The organism is Planococcus notacanthi (assembly GCF_030407825.1).
Lineage (GTDB): Bacteria > Bacillota > Bacilli > Bacillales_A > Planococcaceae > Planococcus > Planococcus notacanthi.
The window spans coordinates 356139-375804 of sequence record NZ_JASDCQ010000003.1 but is presented as its reverse complement, the minus strand read 5'-3'; the positions used below and the strand labels follow the sequence as shown (position 1 = coordinate 375804).

The 19666-nt window shown below is 43.8% G+C and carries 22 protein-coding genes; 6 read left to right on the top strand and 16 right to left on the bottom strand.

Annotation, left to right across the window (positions count from 1 at the left end):
- Positions 1–208: 208 nt before the first annotated feature.
- From QMA01_RS13165 to mntR, 5 genes are all read right to left on the bottom strand, one after another.
- The gene (locus tag QMA01_RS13165) at positions 209–490 is read right to left on the bottom strand and encodes a GNAT family N-acetyltransferase (RefSeq protein ID WP_191715540.1); all 282 of its coding nucleotides are present in this window, start codon (positions 488–490) and stop codon (positions 209–211) included.
- 17 nt (positions 491–507) lie between these two features.
- Complete coding sequence (locus QMA01_RS13160; RefSeq protein ID WP_290215178.1) at positions 508–1476, bottom strand: ring-cleaving dioxygenase; 969 nt, start codon at positions 1474–1476, stop codon at positions 508–510.
- A 131-nt stretch (positions 1477–1607) separates the two neighbouring features.
- Positions 1608–2495: a DUF1002 domain-containing protein gene (locus tag QMA01_RS13155; RefSeq protein WP_290215177.1), complete on the bottom strand. Its 888-nt coding sequence runs from the start codon at positions 2493–2495 to the stop codon at positions 1608–1610.
- Positions 2496–2549: 54 nt separating this feature from the next.
- Positions 2550–3410, bottom strand: a complete 861-nt coding sequence (locus QMA01_RS13150; RefSeq protein WP_203340441.1) for a CvfB family protein — start codon at positions 3408–3410, stop codon at positions 2550–2552.
- A gap of 21 nt (positions 3411–3431) precedes the next feature.
- Complete coding sequence (mntR, locus tag QMA01_RS13145; protein ID WP_290215176.1) at positions 3432–3854, bottom strand: transcriptional regulator MntR; 423 nt, start codon at positions 3852–3854, stop codon at positions 3432–3434.
- 174 nt (positions 3855–4028) lie between these two features.
- Between mntR and QMA01_RS13140 the strand changes: the two genes are divergently transcribed.
- Positions 4029–4184: a lmo0937 family membrane protein gene (locus QMA01_RS13140; RefSeq protein ID WP_146558271.1), complete on the top strand. Its 156-nt coding sequence runs from the start codon at positions 4029–4031 to the stop codon at positions 4182–4184.
- Between the two features lie 165 nt (positions 4185–4349).
- On the opposite strand, the gene QMA01_RS13135 is transcribed toward QMA01_RS13140, so the two are convergent.
- Genes QMA01_RS13135 through QMA01_RS13125 form a run of 3 tightly spaced genes read right to left on the bottom strand, consistent with a single transcriptional unit; the run spans position 4350 to position 7908 of the window.
- The gene (locus tag QMA01_RS13135) at positions 4350–5468 is read right to left on the bottom strand and encodes a GNAT family N-acetyltransferase (protein ID WP_290215175.1); all 1119 of its coding nucleotides are present in this window, start codon (positions 5466–5468) and stop codon (positions 4350–4352) included.
- A gap of 21 nt (positions 5469–5489) precedes the next feature.
- On the bottom strand, positions 5490–7559 hold the full coding sequence (locus QMA01_RS13130; RefSeq protein ID WP_290215174.1) for a heavy metal translocating P-type ATPase: 2070 nt from the start codon (positions 7557–7559) through the stop codon (positions 5490–5492).
- Positions 7552–7908 (bottom strand): ArsR/SmtB family transcription factor, encoded by a 357-nt coding sequence (locus QMA01_RS13125; RefSeq protein WP_191715533.1) that lies wholly within the window; start codon positions 7906–7908, stop codon positions 7552–7554. Before QMA01_RS13125 ends, QMA01_RS13130 begins: the two co-directional genes overlap by 8 nt.
- Positions 7909–8162: 254 nt before the next feature.
- On the opposite strand from QMA01_RS13125, the gene QMA01_RS13120 reads away from it, so the two are divergent.
- Positions 8163–9629 carry a SulP family inorganic anion transporter gene (locus tag QMA01_RS13120; protein WP_290215173.1) on the top strand — a complete coding sequence of 489 codons (1467 nt, stop codon included), beginning with the start codon at positions 8163–8165 and terminating at the stop codon, positions 9627–9629.
- 12 nt (positions 9630–9641) lie between these two features.
- The gene (locus QMA01_RS13115) at positions 9642–10061 is read left to right on the top strand and encodes a universal stress protein (protein WP_191715531.1); all 420 of its coding nucleotides are present in this window, start codon (positions 9642–9644) and stop codon (positions 10059–10061) included.
- Positions 10062–10193: 132 nt separating this feature from the next.
- Here the strand turns inward: QMA01_RS13115 and QMA01_RS13110 are convergent, their stop codons facing one another.
- The 3 genes from QMA01_RS13110 to QMA01_RS13100 all read right to left on the bottom strand — a co-directional run bounded on the left by QMA01_RS13110 (position 10194) and on the right by QMA01_RS13100 (position 11529).
- Positions 10194–10523, bottom strand: coding sequence for a fluoride efflux transporter FluC (locus tag QMA01_RS13110; protein ID WP_290186769.1), 330 nt, complete (start codon positions 10521–10523; stop codon positions 10194–10196).
- The gene (locus tag QMA01_RS13105) at positions 10520–10873 is read right to left on the bottom strand and encodes a fluoride efflux transporter FluC (RefSeq protein ID WP_290186771.1); all 354 of its coding nucleotides are present in this window, start codon (positions 10871–10873) and stop codon (positions 10520–10522) included. The genes QMA01_RS13110 and QMA01_RS13105 overlap by 4 nt, the downstream gene beginning before the upstream one ends.
- A gap of 323 nt (positions 10874–11196) precedes the next feature.
- Positions 11197–11529 carry a hypothetical protein gene (locus QMA01_RS13100; RefSeq protein ID WP_290215172.1) on the bottom strand — a complete coding sequence of 111 codons (333 nt, stop codon included), beginning with the start codon at positions 11527–11529 and terminating at the stop codon, positions 11197–11199.
- A gap of 291 nt (positions 11530–11820) precedes the next feature.
- Between QMA01_RS13100 and QMA01_RS13095 the strand changes: the two genes are divergently transcribed.
- On the top strand, positions 11821–11964 hold the full coding sequence (locus QMA01_RS13095; protein WP_191715527.1) for a DUF1541 domain-containing protein: 144 nt from the start codon (positions 11821–11823) through the stop codon (positions 11962–11964).
- A 294-nt stretch (positions 11965–12258) separates the two neighbouring features.
- On the opposite strand, the gene QMA01_RS13090 is transcribed toward QMA01_RS13095, so the two are convergent.
- Positions 12259–12792, bottom strand: a complete 534-nt coding sequence (locus QMA01_RS13090) for a hypothetical protein (protein WP_290215171.1) — start codon at positions 12790–12792, stop codon at positions 12259–12261.
- A 301-nt stretch (positions 12793–13093) separates the two neighbouring features.
- On the opposite strand from QMA01_RS13090, the gene QMA01_RS13085 reads away from it, so the two are divergent.
- Positions 13094–13399 carry a hypothetical protein gene (locus QMA01_RS13085; protein WP_191715526.1) on the top strand — a complete coding sequence of 102 codons (306 nt, stop codon included), beginning with the start codon at positions 13094–13096 and terminating at the stop codon, positions 13397–13399.
- A 570-nt stretch (positions 13400–13969) separates the two neighbouring features.
- Here QMA01_RS13085 and QMA01_RS13080 read toward each other — a convergent pair.
- The 4 genes from QMA01_RS13080 to murB all read right to left on the bottom strand — a co-directional run bounded on the left by QMA01_RS13080 (position 13970) and on the right by murB (position 18877).
- The gene (locus QMA01_RS13080; RefSeq protein ID WP_191715525.1) at positions 13970–14320 is read right to left on the bottom strand and encodes a hypothetical protein; all 351 of its coding nucleotides are present in this window, start codon (positions 14318–14320) and stop codon (positions 13970–13972) included.
- 175 nt (positions 14321–14495) lie between these two features.
- A complete protein-coding gene (locus tag QMA01_RS13075; RefSeq protein ID WP_290215170.1) occupies positions 14496–15257 on the bottom strand; it encodes a hypothetical protein in 762 nt (253 codons plus the stop codon).
- A 231-nt stretch (positions 15258–15488) separates the two neighbouring features.
- Complete coding sequence (locus QMA01_RS13070) at positions 15489–17855, bottom strand: penicillin acylase family protein (RefSeq protein ID WP_290215169.1); 2367 nt, start codon at positions 17853–17855, stop codon at positions 15489–15491.
- 104 nt (positions 17856–17959) lie between these two features.
- Positions 17960–18877 carry a UDP-N-acetylmuramate dehydrogenase gene (gene murB, locus QMA01_RS13065; RefSeq protein ID WP_191715522.1) on the bottom strand — a complete coding sequence of 306 codons (918 nt, stop codon included), beginning with the start codon at positions 18875–18877 and terminating at the stop codon, positions 17960–17962.
- A 202-nt stretch (positions 18878–19079) separates the two neighbouring features.
- Here murB and QMA01_RS13060 point away from each other — a divergent pair, with 202 nt between their 5' ends.
- Positions 19080–19601, top strand: coding sequence for a YceI family protein (locus tag QMA01_RS13060; protein WP_191715521.1), 522 nt, complete (start codon positions 19080–19082; stop codon positions 19599–19601).
- Positions 19602–19666: the final 65 nt, after the last annotated feature.

Sequence of the window (19666 nt, the reverse complement as noted above, 5' to 3'; positions counted from 1 at the left end):
CAAGCTGATTTTATGTATGGTGTTGGAGGAGCTTCAATTTTAACTGCCATTGTATTCTTTATGACAAGCATTTAAAAACGGAGGTAACGAATGATCAATTACATATGTATAACATAGCAAAAGCAATCCACTCAACTGATAGAGGATTGCTTTTTGCGTGCCTAAAAAATTCAGCAAAGCCGAAAACCTTCACCAAAGTGTAGGTCCTTTATATTTTAACGTCATCGTATTCTTTATAGCGGTCAAAAGCCGTTACAGCATAAGAACAAACCGGCTCCATTTTAAAGCTGTTTTCACGGGCATAGTCGGCCGCCCGATCTAATAGTTTTTTGGCAAGTCCCTGATTGCGCATTGATTCGTCTACAAAGGTATGTTCAATGACCATAACATTCGCTAGTTCCGTCCACGTAATTTCCGCTTTTGTTTGGCCTTCTTCTTCAAGCCGATACGCAAATTCGTCACTGCCTAATTCGATTAATTTAAAATCCATTTCCATTCTCCTCCTATTCATTGATTAATACTCAACGGACGAAGAGATGCTTCGATTTGAGCACGTTTAGGCTCTAAAAACGGAGGCAATGCCAAGGTTCGTCCTAAAGCGTCCATCGGTTCGTCCGTTGCAAAGCCTGGCTCATCTGTTGACAATTCAAAAAGAATGCCATTAGGCTCACGGAAATATATCGCTTTGAAATAATAGCGGTCTACTTCTCCGGAAGTCATAAAACCATTGGAACGCAAGTATTCATTCCATTTGCTGTAGTCTTCGTACGTTTTGACACGGAACGCCACATGGTGGACGCTGCCTCGTCCCGGTCTTTCGGGCGGTAGGTCTGAACGTTCCTCTAAGTGTATTTCGCCAGCGGGACCGCCTTTTCCTGTCGAAAAGACTAAAATATCTTTTTGCCCGTCTACTGTGGACGGATAATGGCCAATTTGTTCAAACCCCATAATATCTGTCAGAACGGCAGCTGTTTTATCGCTTTTTCGGACCGTCAAGCGTACATGGCCTAATCCGACAATGGCGAACTCTTCGGGAATACCGGCTTTTGTCCAAGGGATACCATGCTCAATGCCACTCCCATCATCAACAACCAGCATTAATCTGGAACCTTCGAAATCCTGGAAAGTCAAAGTTGGACGATTAAAACGCTGTTCAATTTTTCCGTGTGGAACTTCAAATTCATCAAAACGCGCGAGCCAATAATCCAACGCTCCTTCATTTTTTACGCGGAACGCCGTATTGCTGATGCTCGAAACACCTGGATGCGTACGTCCAGCCATTGGAATATCAAAGTACGTCATATCTGTGCCTGGGGTTCCGACCGCATCTGCATAAAATAAATGATAGGATGACGGATTGTCTTGGTTAACGCTTTTTTTCACTAAACGCATTCCTAAGATCCGTGTAAAAAAGTCATGATTGGCATCGACGTTGGCTGTTAAAGCTGAAACATGGTGAATTCCTTCTAATTTCATATCAATTTCCTCCTAATTATCTTGAATTCGAGATATTAATTTCATATTATCACTGTCTTTTCACACGCGCAAGCTATCACACTTTAAACCAAAAACAGGCAAGCCCCATAAATGGGACTTGCCTGTTCAAATTAATTCAACCAGCCGCGGACAGTATCAGCAAGATTTCTGAAGAAAGTTTTTACACTTTCCCAAAAGCCTTCATCATTGACGACTTTGCCGATTTTGTCTTCGATGGTCTTACTCAAATCTTCTAATTGTGTGGACCATTTGGAAAAATCGATATCAAGCTTACGAATGCGGTCCATCAAATCCACCAACAATTGGCGGTCTTCCGGGCTCAGTTCAATTTGGAGCTTACTCAATTGCTCCTCCACAATCTGCTCCACTTCTTCACGCGAAGCTGGATTCTGTTCAGCAATCTGTTTTTTGATTTCAGTTAACAATTCGCTGACTTTAGCGTCTTCCACGCCGCCGTCTGCAAGTTCCGTTGCAACGGTCAATTCGTCATTTGCGACGTCTGTCCGTTCCGGGTCGAGCTCTTCACCATTTACTTCATAGGCTTTATAGATCCCTACAAGTGCCGAGTGGCCAGTTACCGCTTTGGGTGCTGCCACTTCCACGGTAGCATTTTCAATACCCGCAGTCAGCATGGCATTGCCGTACATTTCAGAGGTTACCTGAGTAATGTTGTCAGGCGTTACAATTTCAATCACCAGTCCAGCACCTTCATCTTTGCGCGTGATTTTTGCAGATGAATACATATTGGCACGAGAATCGCCATCTTTAATGTACTTGATCAGATCCTGGCCCGTCACTTCAATTTCTTCTACATCCACTTCTCCAGCTACATCCAGGCTTTCAGCAACAGTTGCTTTTTCATCTGCTGATAAATTGCCTCCGTAAACCACGATCGGCAGACCGAATTTTTCGTTGATGCCGACATTTGCCGAACTGTGTGATGGCAAAACAGCAGATAGCGTAAACAGTAATGCTATGGCAGTGAGTAATTTTTTCATTAGTATATTGCCCCTTTCTCCAAATTAATACGAAATCAATTTGAAAAGGTTCCTTTACTTCGTTGACTTGGTCCAGCCATCTTCCTGGATAATTTGGCGATTTTTATACAATTTGCCAAGTGCACGCTTGAATGCCGCTTTGCTCATGCCGAAAATTTCCTGGATTTCGTCCGGAGAAGATTTATCGGTGAATGGCATCTTGCCGCCCGATTCTTCGAGATAACGCATGATTTCTTCCGCGTCATCTGCCAAACGTTCCTGTTTTCTTGGAAGCAACGAGCCGTTAAGTGTGCCATCGTCTTTTACATCGATGATGCGGACAGTTTTTTCTTCCCCAAGGCGCGGTTCTTCATGGCGTTCTGTTTCGTGAATAAAAATACGGTACATTTCAGGAACCGATAGCATAAAGGTCCCGACTGGCAACAACCGGTAAGCGCGTGCCTGCAGGTTTTGATTAAAAGCGGTTTCTGGTGCAGGCTGCATCAATTCCAATACTTTTTCTTCCGTTGCCAGGCGTCCGTATAAATCGCCATGGCGGTCTGTCCGAAGCGTCATGAAAATATGGTCGCCTTGCTTCGGCCACAATTCCATGATTTGCGGAAGATCAGCCGGCAGCAGATACACTTCACGAGTCGTACCAATATCCACTACTGCACCTTCACGTGGAGAAACTTTCAATACTTTTGCCCAGCCATATTCACTTGGCAGAATATGAGGAATCATCGGTGTTGCCGAAACGCCTCCTTGGCGGTTGCGGTAAAGGAAGACTTCAATTTCTTCTCCGATTTCCTGACCTTCTTCTATTTCTGATGCGTTCATCATTACTTCGTCGCCTGAACCATCCGATAAAATCCACTGAGACGTTGAACGGTCTTTCACTTGCAATGTCGCTTTCAATCCTGGGTGTAAAGCCATAATTAGCTCCTCCTATTTCTCTTAACTATCTTTTTCTTCTTTATTCAGCTGTTCCAGCTTTTCCATAAAATCCGGGCTTTCTTCCAACAGTTGGACCAAATCGGCAATCCGATCGATTGAATTCCAGCTTAAATGGTGCTCGATTCCTTCAACATCCCCGTAGATCCGTTCTTCATCTACACCGATCAACCGAAGAAATTGTTCAAGCAGGCTGTGCCGCTCCAATAGGCGTTTGCCCAGCTTCTGGCCCCTTGGCGTCAAAACCAGTCCTCTGTAGCGTTCGTATATCAAGTAGCCGTCTTTATCCAGCTTCTGCACCATTTTAGTGACAGAAGAAGGCAGCACAGATAAGGCCTCCGCGATATCCGAAACACGCGCATAGCCCTTTTGCTCAATTAATGAATAAATGATTTCAATATGGTCTTCCATACTTGGAGTAGGCAAAGTTCTTTCCTCCCTCACGTAGCTATGTTCAGTTTACTATACCGCCATCATTGAAACAACTGGACTTGCCGTCCTTAAAACAGTCCGTTTTTTCAGAAAGGTTTAAGCTAAATACTGTCAGGGTAGTTATTACTATAAGCAAAATAGTTATTATCGAAAGGGCAGGTGAAAAACATGGGACGTATTCTTTGGATTATCTTAGCAGTCATTATTGTAGTATGGCTTATCGGATTCTTAATGGACGTAGCAGGCGGACTTATACACATTCTTTTAATTATTGCTGCAATCGTTTTAGTTATCAATTTAGTAACTGGACGTAAGGGCGTATAGCCACAGCGTTAATTAAACAACAGGGTTGTTTCAACAGTCATTGTAAATGGCTGTTGGGACAACCCTTTCTTTATGTCTGTTATTCAACAACCCCATAGGAAAAGCAGGAAGGAAAAGTTAGTGATTTTCCTTCCTGCTTTTCAGTGTCAGGGAACTCCATACACTTTATTGACGGACTTTGGCGTAGATGCATGTATCCCGAAGTTTATTTCCTACTTTAGAAATCGTATCATTGCGCAAGATGCCTTCCAGCTCGAAATCCAGGCGGTTGGCTACTGCGCGGCTGCGGACATTGTCCGGATCGCAACGGATTTCAACCCGATTGGCCTCCAACTCCTCAAAAGCAAATCGAGTAATGCGCTCAACTGCTTCCGTGACGTAGCCTTTGCCTTCATAACGGTTATCGACCCAATAGCCGATTTCAAATTTCCGCACTTCCCAATCAATCCGGTGAAGCCCTGTAGAACCGATAAATTGCCCGGTTTCTTTCAAAAAGAAATGCAGACGCAGATCCTTGCGCAATTTGAAATTCGCCTCAGCTTCAATCAGCGTCGCTTCCGTTTCTGCAAGATCCGGCTCCTGTTGCGCAAATGGCAACCAGGGGCGAAAAGCTTCCAATGAATGCACAACCGCTTCATAGCTCGCCTGTGCATCTTCTCTTCTTGGCGCCCGTATCAGCAGGCGTTCCGATTCGAATTCTTCCGGAAAATCGAGCAATACCGGATTGAAAGGCGGTTCTTTCGCTTCCACCACCGCATCATCCCACAGGACCGGTGTCGTGATGCCAGCCTGCCAATCTTCGCGCGTCATCCCATAAGTTACGGCATCGTAATAGCGGTTTTCCCGCGGAGAAAACCAGGCTTGCCGCATATGTGCTTCTTTGACAAATCCTGTCCGTTCAAAAGCTTTGCGCATTGCAAAATTGTCATGACGCGTATTGCCTTCCAGACGGATTTTCTTTTCCGGCAATGAAAAGACGAAGTCAGCAACCATTTTCAACGCCTTCGGGCCGTAACCTTTATTGCGGTACGGATCTGCAATCCGCAAATCGAAAAGCGGGATATCATCCTGCAGGTCAAAGATTTTGACTAAGCCCACTTGCAGGCTTTCCTCGTTTTCTATCCAAAAAGTCGTGACTTGATCTGATTTATATCCGCCTTCTTCGATGGTCTTCTCAATCAAGGCGCGGACCGGATGTTCGTGACCGTGAAATGGCCATGAATTCGTTGTCATAAAATGAATCAGCTGTTCTTGTTCTTCCATTGTCCACTCTGTTAATTTCAATGGTTACCCTCCAAACCTACCTTACTTCTGGACTTTCACAAGACGCAATGCATTCAAAACCACCAATAAGGTGGCACCCATATCTGCGAAAATCGCAATCCATAAGGTTAACCAACCTGGGATGATCAAAAGCAATGCAAGGATCTTGAGCCCCAATGCAAAGACGATATTTTCTTTTATTATACGCAATGTCTTTCGGCTGAGTCGAATCGTATAAGGCAATTTCTCCAAATCGTCAGCCATCAATGCGATATCCGCTGTTTCCAGAGCTGCATCTGTCCCAGCTCCACCCATAGCAATGCCGATATTTGATGCAGCAAGAGCCGGTGCATCGTTAATGCCATCACCGACCATCGCTACACGGCCATATTGTTGTTGCAAGCCTTTAATCGCTGACAGTTTATCTTCAGGCATCAACCCAGCGCGAACATCGGTTACACCAATTTCCGCTGCAATAGCCTTGGCTGTTGCAGGATGGTCCCCCGTCAGCATGATGGTCTGATTGATGCCCATCGCTTTCAGTTTCTGAATGATAGAAGGGCTTTCTGTACGGATGGCATCCGCTACTGCGATGATGCCCAGTAAAGTTGTTTCTGAAAATACAGCAGTGACGGATTTTCCGCTCTTCTGCAGTTTACGCGCTTTTTCCGGAATGTGTAAGCCCTTCTCTTCGGCCCAAGTCAGGCTGCCGACAGAGATAGTTTCTTCATTGACATCTGCATAAGCGCCTTTGCCTGTTACGGAATTGAAGTTTTCAGAAGCATAAACACCTGCCGCTTCTTTTGTAATGGCTCTCGCCAAAGGATGCTGCGACATGGCTTCCACCGATGCCGCAAGTTTCAACAACTCTTCTTTCGTGACAGTCCCTTGGACTAGAACATCTGTCACTTCCGGATACCCTTTGGTCAATGTTCCCGTTTTATCAAAAGCGACCGCATTGATACGGCCCGTTTCTTCCAAATGAACGCCGCCTTTAATGAGCACACCTTGGCGCGCAGCATTGCCGATGGCCGTCACAATAGCTACTGGAGTGGAGACGACCAGTGCACATGGACATCCAACGACCAGAACTGCCAAGCCTTGGTACACCCACAACTCCCAGTTCCCCGTTATAAAGCCAGGCACCAATGCAACCAAAAAGGCGATGGCGATGATCGCCGGTGTATAATATTTGGCAAACTGATCGATGAATTTCTGTGTCGGTGCTTTTTCAGCCTGCGCTTCTTCGACGAGATGGATGATCTTCGCAATGGTTGTATCTTCGACACGCTTTGTGACAGTGACTTCAAGCGCCCCTTCATCATTTATCGTACCGGCAAAAACTTCATCTCCCACCGTTTTGACTGCAGGAATCGACTCTCCTGTAATCGCTGCCTGGTTGACGGCGGACTGTCCGCGCAGGACTGTGCCGTCCATAGCGATTTTTTGTCCTGGCTTCACAAGTAGAATGTCTCCAATACGGATGTCTTCCGTATCCATTTCGGCTAATTCCCCGTCGCGCTGAATCAATGCCCGTGCCGGAGCCAGATCCATCAGGCTGCGGATCGACTGGCGCGCTTTGTTCATGGAGAAAGACTCCAATGCTTCGCTGACAGCGAACAGGAACACGACAACCCCTCCTTCACGCCATTCGCCGATGATCACCGCACCGATGATTGCAATCGTCATCAAGGTTTTCATATCAAACTGGAATGTGCTGAGGTTTTTCAGCCCTGTCCAGAACATATGGTAACCGCCGATTGCCATAGACCCGCCAAAGAGCGCAATCGACCAAGGGTGTGTTTCACCCGCTTGGAACGAAACGATGATTCCTGCAATCAGCAACAACAGGGAGAAAGCTGTTTCGATTGTCTGGCGGCGTTGGTAAAATGGCACTTGCTTTACTTTTTCTTTTTCCGGATAGACGCGGATATGATCAAACGCTCCCGCTTTCTCAAGCGCTTCAATGGATACATTTCCATCAACCGTCAATTTAGAGGCACCAAAATTCAAATTGACATTTCTGATTTCCGGCAATTCGCGGACATTCTTTTCGAATTTGGCTGCACAACTGGTGCACGACAAGTTTTCAAGACGATAGGTTTTAACCATTTTCCACACCTTCTTTCGTGTGTTCATGAGCGATTGTCACCAATTGACGAACGTGGTCGTCAGACAAGGAATAATAAATCTGTTTTCCTTTGCGCTCGGATTTCGCCAAGGCGCGCTCCCGCAAATAACGCAAATGATGGGAAGCCGTAGCTGTGGAGGAGCCAATGACTGCTGCAATGTCACAGACGCACATTTCTTCTTCTATCGTTAAGGCATACGCGATGTTCAGCCTTGTTTCATCTGCCAACGCTTTGAACAGGTTGGCAACTTCACTCAAATCGGCCATACGCTCCTGTACATGGTCCACCACTTCCGGATTGACTTTGGTCACTTCACACAATTCTTTCATACTGCCACCTCTTTCATTCAAACGAGCATTTGATTGTTAACTTCAGTATATATGCCTCTGCAATTACAGTCAAACGCTGATTTGAATGAAGCATATTTACACTCTGAAAAAAAGGTGATACAGTTTTAGCTGTTGCTGTGCCCCGGGACTTCTTTGAGAGTAAGGAGTCATGTTACCCCATTCTCTCTGCTATGCTAAGCAAGCATAGTAAAGAGAATCATCAATTCATTTTATATAGAAGGAAGTGCACTTGTTTGAATACCTTATCTTATAAAGAGCAATGGTTTGGCAATATCCGCGGAGACATTTTGTCGGGAATTGTGGTAGCCCTTGCGCTTATTCCGGAAGCCATCGCTTTCTCCATCATTGCCGGAGTCGACCCAATGGTTGGCTTGTATGCTTCGTTTTCCATCGCTGTCATCATTTCCTTTGTCGGCGGCCGGCCCGCTATGATCTCCGCCGCCACCGGTGCAATGGCATTGGCCATGGTGTTGCTGGTCCGTGACCACGGGCTGGATTACCTGTTGGCTGCCACTATCCTGACGGGTGTGCTGCAGTTGATTTTCGGCTTTTTGAAAATCGCACGCTTTATGAAATTCATCCCCCGTGCTGTCATGATCGGCTTTGTCAATTCACTGGCCATCCTGATTTTCATGGCACAAGTGCCGTTCATTTTCGGCATCAATGCCATCACTTACGCGTTTGTGGGAATCACGTTAGCGATTGTCTATATCCTGCCGCGGTTCTTCACAGGCATCCCGGCTCCTTTGATTGCCATTTTGGCGTTGACAGGTGTCGTCATGTACAGCGGCATCGACATGCAAAATGTCGGCAGTTTGGGCACCATTTCCCAAACCCTGCCAAGTTTCTTCATCCCGAATGTTCCGTTCAACTTCGAAACGCTGCAAATTATTTTCCCGACAGCACTGGCTTTGTCCATCATCGGTTTGCTTGAGTCTTTACTGACGGCATCGATCCTCGATGATGCTACAGAAACCGGATCGGATAAAAACCAAGAAGCCCGCGGACAAGGGATCGCCAACATCATCACTGGATTTTTCGGCGGCATGGCTGGCTGCGCAATGATTGGCCAGTCCGGCATCAACGTCCAATCGGGTGGCCGTGGTCGTTTGTCCACGTTTGTCGCTGGGGTTTTCCTGATGTTCCTGATTATCGTCCTTGGCAATTGGGTCGTCCAAATACCGATGCCGGTCCTAGCTGGAATCATGGTGATGGTATGCATCGGAACCTTTGATTGGGGATCCTTCAAATACTTGGTGACAGCTCCGAAATCAGATGCCGTCGTGATGTTATTGACTGTCGTTGTTGTCGTTTACACACATGATTTATCTAAAGGCGTATTCGCCGGCGTCATTTTAAGCGCAGTCCTGTTTGCTGCCAAGATTTCCAAAGTGGAAGTCCGCAAAGAAGGATTGGAGTCCGATGCGTCGAATAGATATACCATACACGGACAATTGTTTTTTGCGTCTTCCCAGGACTTTGTTTCTGCATTTGATCAGGTGGAGCCGTCCCAAGGAGTCATTTTGGACTTTTCCGATGCAACCGTCTGGGACGATTCAGGCGTAGGAGCCATCGACCGGGTGATGAATAAACTTCAAGCCCAAGGGCAAACCGTTGAAATCACCGGTTTGAATGCTTCCAGCCAAAAACTTGTAGATAAATTGGCGACATACGGTAACGCAGGCAAGAGTACACACTAAGGGGGATGCTTCATGTACGAGAAAATTTTAGTTGCAGCTGACGGTTCGGACCATTCGAAACGGGCCGCTCATGAAGCGGTCAAGATGGCAAAAGCCAATCCACAAGCTTTTGTCACCTTGCTGTACGTTATTGATTATGAAAAAGCACGAACTGAAATCCTGCATGGCCAAAGCAGCGACGAAGTCCACTTCGAACGCCGCAAGCACTTGGCACCGCTTGAAGAAATCTTTCGTTCAGCCGGTGTTGAGTTTGAAACCAAAACACTTCATGGTGCTCCGGGACCGACCATCGTCAAGCATGCCAATGAAACCGGCTATGATGTCGTATTAATCGGCAGCCGCGGATTGAATGCGCTGCAGGAAATGGTTCTGGGCAGCGTCAGCCATAAAGTGGCCAAACGCGTCCAGTCCCCTGTCATCATCGTCAAATAAATCCAGCCGCTTTTCGGGATTTCTGAAAAGCGGCTGGATTTTTATTTTATTGCTGATTTATGAGCGTTCGATAGAATTTGTGGGCGTTCACAAAAAAACTCCTGCAATCGCCGCAGGAGTTTCAGAGATTTATCAAATTAAAACATAGCCGAGGCTGAACAGCCCAATGCCGCCAGCTAAAGTTGCGCCAACATAACCGACAGCGTGCAGCCATTTGCCGTCTTCCAGATCTTTGACAATGTCCAAAGCCATGGTCGAAAAGGTCGTGAAGGCCCCGAGAAAACCAGTAATCCAGAAAGACGATAAATTGCCGCTGCCGATAAACAGGCCAAGCGTAAATGAGCCGATGCTGTTGACCAGCCAAGTTGCAGCTTTTGGCTGCCACATTTTACTCTCGATCAGCAAGTAAAAAAAGTAACGTGTAATCGCCCCTGAAAATCCGCCTATTGCGATGCCGATCATGACGCCACTCCTTTCCTGCCGACCCACAGCCCAGCAGCTGCCGACGCTACGCAAGCCGCCGTCATGCTCCCGGCAAACGCTACGCCCCACCAGATGGACGACTCCAGGTAATGGAACCAATCAGCGGAGAAAGCAGAAAACGTCGTAAATGAACCCAGCAGTCCTGTCGATACCAATAAGCGCAGTTCCGCGGACTGGCGACTCAAACGGACTGCTGCCACACCGATCAGAAAACTGCCAACTAGATTGACAATCCATAGCCCCAGCCCACCCGTGACTGCCATATAAACACTCGCCCGCAAAAGCGAACCCGCCATTCCGCCAAATCCTACTGCCAGTATCCGTTTCATCTCATACGCCTCACATCTGTTTTTCTTCAGTATAACTTATTGAAAAATATCATATTTATTGGCTGCTTTAATGGAGGGCATCATTGTTGCGCTTCACTTTGCTTTAATTATTACAAATGCGTGGTGCCCTTTTTCGACACAGCTAATAGAAACCTCGAATTTATATTTAGTATTTGCCGCTAACTTCCGATAAGCCCTCGTATGTTAATCAAGAAAATGTTCCACAACGTTTTTTATTTTATTCTGTCCGCATTGTAATGGCTATTTCCCTTTTTCCTTAATAGACCCAGCCGTAAAGAAATATTACAAAAAAGCTGCATCACTTAGAATCCCATCAAATCTAACATATGAAAGTCATTCAAGATAATCCGATTTCCACATCCCCTACAGGTAAAACTCAGTTCAAAATCGATTGTCTCTGAAAACGCATTTTCTGTAATCCCATCTTCCAGAATTCGCCTTCTTTCTTTATTCGATTTTGCCTTGCCTATCTTGTCGATGAACTCGTCTTGAAAATTTTCAATCACTTCGTTCTTCCAACTCACACCTACTCTGAAACTTTGTTCGATTGAGTGAATGCCAACTTCTCCATCTTTCTTAGGTGAATCAAACTCTTCAATACTCTCACAGTCTTCGCAGATGACCTGAATTTTCATTCCCACTCCCCCAGTTAAAAGAATGTTGTTGGAATCTTACAGCCAATTTCGTTTTACGCTTTCAACCGTCTTACATTAATCGCGAAAATCTTGTAACCAGTGGTCCGCCACCAATTCTGTACCAGTTTCCAATCGGTCTTTTTCGACAGGCCAATCAATAACCCCATTGTCCGGGCCACTGCTTCCTTCGATTTTCTAGCTTGGAAAAATCCACTATTCTACTGTTGATTATAAAAAGAAACTATCGAGAAATGATGGAGAAAATTCAGTTTTCAAAACTTTTTCAATCATATGGAGGGAATGGATGGTGCAACGGCTACGATTGATTCGGTCAAGGACACAATCGTCTATATGATCGATTTAATCCCTACGACCGGCAGTGAATTAATAACCAATCACAAATGGGCGACCGAAGAGGAATTAACAGCGAAATAAACAGAGTGAAGTTATAATCGCTTCAAAAAGAAAGACCCAAAGCGAAAAAAATTCGCTTTTGGCCTTTCTTTTTTCTAGAAATAAATTTCCTTCTCCAGCGGTCTTCTTCCGATGACTTCATGATATGTATACTAGGCAGTGAATACATGAATAGTATTTTTAAATGTAACGAAATTAATGAACCGGGTTTAACTTTCTTTAAATCCTATTGCATTGAAACCCCTTAAGAAAGTTAACCTTTTCGCTGGCAACTGCTATGCATCTCATTGAACGAAACAGCTTAGTGCAATTATTTTAGTTGTATTGATGAAAATCTGTACCTGCGGGTGTGATCGATTTGATGTATGCTATGCTTTCTTCACTGAGATTCGGAGCAAAAAACTCGGTTCCCCAATGCTCAGAGTGAAAAAGGGGAATGTTGTTTTTAATAAAAAAAATCGAAAACCATTTTAATTTACCGTTTTTTTTTAGGTTCTCGTACAACAAGTGGTGTGATATATTATCCGTTTTGCTTCCTTTAATAACAGTAACCTCTCTTCCATTTACTATTTTAAAAGAGTCTTTGAACAACAAGGTCGTTTCCTCAATAACATTTTTTTCGTCATTCCAGCAATGGATTTCGATGATAGTTGATTGCTTAAGAAAATAGCTTATTAAAGGAACCCAATAATCATAATTTTCATTTTCAGGGATTGGAAAGGTATCCAAGTCCTCTGTAAATGTAGGGATAGTAAAATGTAATTTATATGTCATTTTCACATTTCCTTTCTTTTGAAATGAAACAGGGAGATTGTTTTGCGTCTTATCTCGTTCAAACCAATCATGCATTTAAATATATCTTATTTGATGTACACTTCTATTTGGAATCCATATGCTTCCTTCAACTAAACCACTTCGTTAGTCCGTTAATTTATAATTATAAAAACGTACTGAATGGTCTTTTCAATATATCATTTTTTCTAGCAAATTCACTTTTTCTTCTTATGTTTACAACTTCGCTAGAATAAGGGGTGTGAATATAACTTAACTAGGATTAAGTTATATTCAAACTCAGTAGAAAATTTTTCCATCCATCAATAAATTTCATGATAAAGTAACAGAAAAAACTTTTTTTTGAAGGAGGGCTCTATTGATAAATCGACTTATCATTACACTCACTCTTGTAATTTTTTTGATTGGATGTCCTGCAAATAATTCGAGTGACTATGAAGGCTTTATTGAAGAAATTAAGGAAAATAGCATTGTCATAGTGCCCCCTATGACAGAGCGTGAAGGAGATTACCCTGTTTATGAGATTTTCTTATCTGAAAACACTGAGATAGATGGTGCTAAAGACAAGCTAAGTGATCTAGAACGTGGGGATAAGGTGAAAATCCGGATCGAAAAAGCAGGTGCAAATAAAGAAGTTGCAGAAAAAATTCTGGTAGAAAATTAATCTACTGAACAACTAAAAATAGAGAATAGCACCTGAAGTTATTTCAACTATGGAACTTTAACTGAGTAGAGATAACAAAGGGAACTGAATGTTACTTACTTGCTAATAAGTTACATTCAAAAACTTTAAAATCTCTATTTTGAGAAAAAACGAAACCTCACTGGAGAAAAATGGTATATATAATATCAAATAAATTATTAAAATTTTTCTAGCGAAAGGGACGATGACATGTTTAAATCTAATCTCATGAACCAGCTGCTTCAAATCGTCGGAATGTGGACGGTATACTTTCTAATCTTATTCACTAGTGATTCCTTTTCCTATTCTCAAAACAAACCCTTTTTTCTTATTGCTACAGTATTTTATGTTTTACTAACTATATTTTTCCTTTGGAGAATCAAACATCCTAGTCAAAAAGTGCAATCAGAGGAAAATAGAGTTTAAAAATAAGGAAGAGTAACAACGAAGGCCAGATAGGAGAGCTCTCTTATCTGGCCATTTGAATGTAACTTAATTCACAATAAGTTACATTCAAATCATAGAATTTATAAAGCTAAAGTTGAACTGAAATTACTTTCCACCCTCGTTTTTGTTGTATAAATCTTTATAGCTAACGACCAGAAGAATGAAAACAAATACTAGGAGCATAAAACTTCTAGCATGGAATCCATCAGTCGCTGAAGTCTCATCAACTATAATGCCTACAGCTATAACTAACATGCTAATGACACTAAAGAGAATAAATAATGGCTTGCGTTTTGAGAAATACTCTTGCTTTACTTCAATTACTAAATAAACGATTGCGAAGATAAGTGAAACAATACGAGTTAGAAATAAAAATTCATACTGAAGAAAAAACGTTGCAACTAATAAGCCGATCAATGCCAAAATCACGATTATAGAACTTATGTTTTTTTTCATCACAAACTCCTTATATTTCATTTTTGTTTAGATAATATTCTTAAATATTTAACTACGTTTGAATGTAATTTAACTGCACATAAGTTAAATTCGATTCCTCTAAATTAGCACCTTTTATGTATTTCAGACCCTCCCCCTATCGGACTGCCAACAATTCAGGATAGGCAAATTCCCCTCAATACGACAACTTTCGGTTCTCGTTTACAAGTTGTTTTAAGTATCCATCTGGCAGCTGAACGGTTTCTTTTAAATGTTTTGTGTAATAGTTGTCGCCTGCTGTTTGAATTTCCAATAGAAGTTCATCCGTTGATCCCATTTGATAGGTTCCGTCAAAATGAATGTCCAACATATCTCCTTTTTCCATTGCTAATGGCAATTTCATTTCTCTGCCATTATGGGACCAGGAGACGGTGGCAACTGAACTGTAATGGCCTATTGTAAAAACAGACAATGGTTCAGATGCCGTAAATGTATAATGCAGCTGATCTTGTTCCAAGCTTCCCTCTGCCGCTTCATCTTCCAATAGCAGAATACCATCAGCTTTTACGGGTGAATAATCTGCGAAGGAAAAATCCGCCGAAAAAGTGCGGTTCGAATCATCAGGTAGGAGATAAGCTAGTTCCTCTTTGTTTAACTTAATTGTAGCTTCCCGCAGCTGATAGCCATTTTGGGTAGTCAGCTTTCTGGCAACTTGGTTGTTTCTTCCTTCTGCTCCATTCTCGGTTCGAGATGGAGCATAAAAGCCTTTTCCGTTCACTGCGACCTCCATTAAATGCGTGTCATCTTTTTTTGTAGTGATATAGGAAATAGTCATCGTGCTGGTGGACTCCATTACTTGAGCCGATACCACAATTGGTTTTTCGATGCTTGCCTTTGGCCAAAGCCAATATACCAGGATGACACTAAGCACGAGTAAAATCCAACTCCATTTTTTCATTTAGTCGCCTCCTTCATTTATATCTTTCACTTAGACACCATGCTCTACTCTTACAAAAATAGACTAAAAAGTTATTTTCCCTTCTTTTTACATTACCATTATTTGTTTATTCCGAATAAGCTAAACGCAATTTCACTTTTAATTAACTATTAAAAAACCGTTCGTAAAAGTGTACTTTTACGAACGTTCGCGACTATCTACAGACCTTTTCGAACGATTTTCGGCTAGAACTTATTCAGCCTTTAAAATTAATGTCGACCCTTTTACGTCTTCGGTAATTTCCGTCTCATGAAAATCGCCTTCAGCCCAATCGTCCACTTGGTTATGGAAGTAATCAGATTTCAAATGTCCGCTCAATCCTGGTCCAACAATATGGTAGGCACTCGATAAATCAGCAAGATCGGCCACAAATCGCCAAGACGCTCCGTGATTGACATTGCCTTCTGGTGTGGACGCAGCTGCCTGAACCGTGATATTGGAACCGCCGATCGGTACTGGATCCGGGTTCAGGAATGCGGCGAAAATGGACGAAGCGCCCGCAATCGGATGCGGGAAAGTCAATTGGTGATGCTCACCCCACGTCCAGTCAGCCAAATCACTTCCCTGCTCTTCTTCAATGTCACTCACTGCCGTCTCCAGCGAATCGAGCAGCCATTTTTCCAATCCGCCGTATTCGGTTACCCAAGCACCTTCATCTCCTGCAAATGCATTCCGCATCATTTCATCGGTGATGTGGTTTTTGCCTGCCAACATTTCAAATACGTCATCAGGGAATTGTTCGCTCAATAACGTCTCAGGCAATTGCTTCATCCATTTATGGAAAACCAATGGCGCCGCCTGATCTTTGCTGTCCACCTGATCCCACTCTTCAAGCAAAGCCAGCACTTCATTGTATTCATCAGTGCTGTTGCGTACGTTAGCAATCATGTCTGCCAAAAACTCTGCGGCATATAAATTCTTTTGGTCCATCTGCAGGTCCATCATATCCTGCGCAGTCAACTCATCTGATGCTTCCAGCACTTCCGCAATTCGCTCATAGCGATAGGGCTGTGCCCAGAAATCGGTGATGTGATAAGGATAGGAATCGTCAACCACTTCGTTGTTCGCTGTAGCGATAAATCCGTTTTCCGGATTGACCGACTGCGGCAATTCATCAAATGGCACATATCCTTCCCATCCATATTCCGCTGAGTCTCCTGGAACCGGCAACTGGCCGTCCCCGGATTTGCGGATTGGAATACGGCCATTCGCTTTATAGGCAATGGTGCCATCCGTGGATGCGAAAACAAAGTTCTGTGCAGGAGCCTGAAAATCCTCTAATGCCAATTCGAACTCTTCCCAATTGGATGCTTTATTGAAATTAAGGACCGCTTGCAGTTCAAGCGTCGGTTCAAGGGCAGTCCACTGCATCGAAAAGACTGCGCCCGGATCTTCGTCTTCATAGAGGACATTCGATACAACTGGCCCATGTCTCGTCACCAACACTTCAAATGCCTCTGTTTTTCCATCTTTCACTTTAATCGGTTCGTCTCTTACTTCCGCCTGTTCCCATTTGCCTTCATACTGAAATTGTGTCGGGTCATCGGGGTTCGGCGTTTCAATGTAAAGATCCTGAACATCCGGCCCCACATTGGTCACACCCCATGCAATTTCTTCGTTATGCCCCAGAATAATCCCAGGAATGCCGGCAAAAATGACGCCACTGACGTTTTGTTCGGGCGATTCCAAATGCATTTGGTACCAAATGGATGGGGTGCTGAGCCCCAGATGCGGATCGTCCGCAAGCAACGGTTTGCCGCTTGCTGTTTTATCTCCGGATACCACCCAGTTGTTGCTGCCGTTGAATTCGGGCGGAATGACAGAAGCATCGAATTCACCTGCCACTTTAACTTGCGATTGTTTGTTGGCCGCCAAGATAGCCGGTGCATCTTCAGGGTATTCGATAAACAATTCCCGTGCTTTGTCTTCCGGGAATTCATTTATTGCCCAGTGGCGGACGGCCAGCGTGTTCCAATGTCCCCCAAGGTCATAAGCCATGAACTTACCGATCGTCAAGGAATCGACAGGTGTCCATTCCTCCGGTTCAAAACCGAGCAGCGCAAATTCAAAACTCAAATCCCCACTTTCTTTGGCTTCTTCCATATAAGCGTTAACGCCTTCTGCATACCACTCAAGCACCTGTTTCGCTTCTGCGTCATAGCCGTCCCAGGATTTCTCGGCAGCATCCCGTAAACTGAATGTCCGGAAAAACTTGTCGGTATCGACTGCATCCGCTCCAATCACTTCCGCCAAACGGCCGCTTGCTTGCCTGCGGGATAAATCCATCTGGAACATGCGATCCTGTGCCTGCACATAGCCCTGCGCACGGTAAAGGTCTGCGTCGGTTTCAGCTCGAATATGCGGAACGCCGATATCGTCACGCACAACTGTCACATTACTGTCCAATATTGCTACTGCCGCTTCCCCTTCAATAAGCGGCTTGGATTTCCCTATGTAAACGTTTACAAAAATAAGCGCTGCTACTGCAATTGCGACGAGTACACCCAAAATCCCTAAAAGCCATTTCAGCCATCTCTTATTCTTAACTTTCCCACCCATTGTCGTGCCCCCTTTTTTCGTATTATGTTTTATTCGACTGTCGAAGGATCAATTCCTTTTTCCATAAAAAAAAGATGCCCGGCAAAAGGGCATCTTCCGTCTAATTAAGTTAAATCTTCTCCTACAATCTTCACCTCAAGCTCCAAATCAATGCCAAACTTTTCCTGAACAGCCGCTTTGACCATTTCAATCGTCTGAATATAATCGTTGGCGGAAGCATTGTTTTTATTGACAATAAAGCCAGCGTGTTTAGTGGATACTTCCGCTCCGCCGAATCCTCGTCCCTGCAGACCGCTTTCTTGAATCAATTTCCCCGCAAAATTACCAGGCGGCCGTTTAAAGACACTGCCTGCAGAAGGAAATTCCAGCGGTTGCTTGCTTTCTCTCTGATAAGTCAATTCACTCATTTTGGCATCAATGACCGTTTGTTTACCGACTTCGAGTTCAAATTCGGCCGACAAGACGTAAAAGCCTTTTTTAGTGATGATGCTCTTCCGGTAGCCAAGAGCCAAATCTTCCTTGGACAAAACCAATTTTTCTCCTTCTTTCGAAAGAACTGTCGCCTGTTTAATGATGTCCTTGATTTCCCCGCCGTATGCGCCGGCATTCATCGCCATGGCGCCACCGATGGACCCAGGAATCCCACAAGCAAATTCAAATCCAGTCAGTTGTTTCGCTGCCACGATTTTCGAGACTTTCTTGATGTTCGCTCCACCTTGCGCATAAACATGAGTTCCATCTATACGAATCGCCTCTAGGCTTTTCAGCGTCAGAACGATTCCACGGAACCCTCCGTCCCGGACAACCATATTGGATCCGTTTCCTAGAAGCAATAAAGGTATATTGTTTTTATATGCGTATTTAACTGCAAATGCAGTTTCGTCTTCAGTAGTCGGTGTCACAAAAATATCAGCTGGCCCACCCATTTTAGTTAATGTATGGAGGTGTAGCGGCTCATCCATCTTGACGTGATCATCCGCCAAAAACTCGCGTAAATCCGTCAACCATTGTTCTTTCGTCATTCAAAGCAAATCCCTTCTAAACTTATAGCTTCTACTAGTATCCAATTTTCAGCCCGATTTGACAAGCGATATAACGTTCTTAGGTACGAAAGTCCAATAAAATAATATCTTGAATTCGAGAATTATTAATTAATAACTATTGACATCGAGATTTATACCTGGTATATTGATTTCAGAACATTATATCTAGGAGGAATTTAACATGAAAAAATGGACAGTAGACACAGCACACTCGGAAGTCGGATTCTCAGTAAAACACATGATGATTTCAAAAGTAAAAGGCGCTTTCACATCTTACGAAGCAACCGTTGAAGCAAATGAAGAAGATTTGCAAGGCGCATTGATCGACTTTAAAATTGACGTAGCAAGCATCGATACAAGCAACACAGATCGCGACAACCACTTGCGCTCTGCTGATTTCTTTGATGTTGAACAATTCCCATATATTACATTCAAAGCGAATGACATCATCAAAAAAGGTGATGAATACGAATTGACTGGCGATCTTACAATGAAAGACGTTACTCGCCCTGTTACATTTGAAGTGGAATACGGCGGCAAAGCAACAAACCCATGGGGCGTTGAAGTTGTGGCATTTAACGTAGAAGGCAAAGTAAACCGCAGAGATTTTGGCCTTACATGGAACCAAGCCCTTGAAACTGGCGGGGTACTTGTCGGCGAAGATATCAAAATCACATTAGAATTAGAAGGCAACCCAGCTTAAGGAATAAAGCAAAAGCAGTGCGAGAAAATTTTCTCGCACTGCTTTTTTATTTTATTATTTTATGT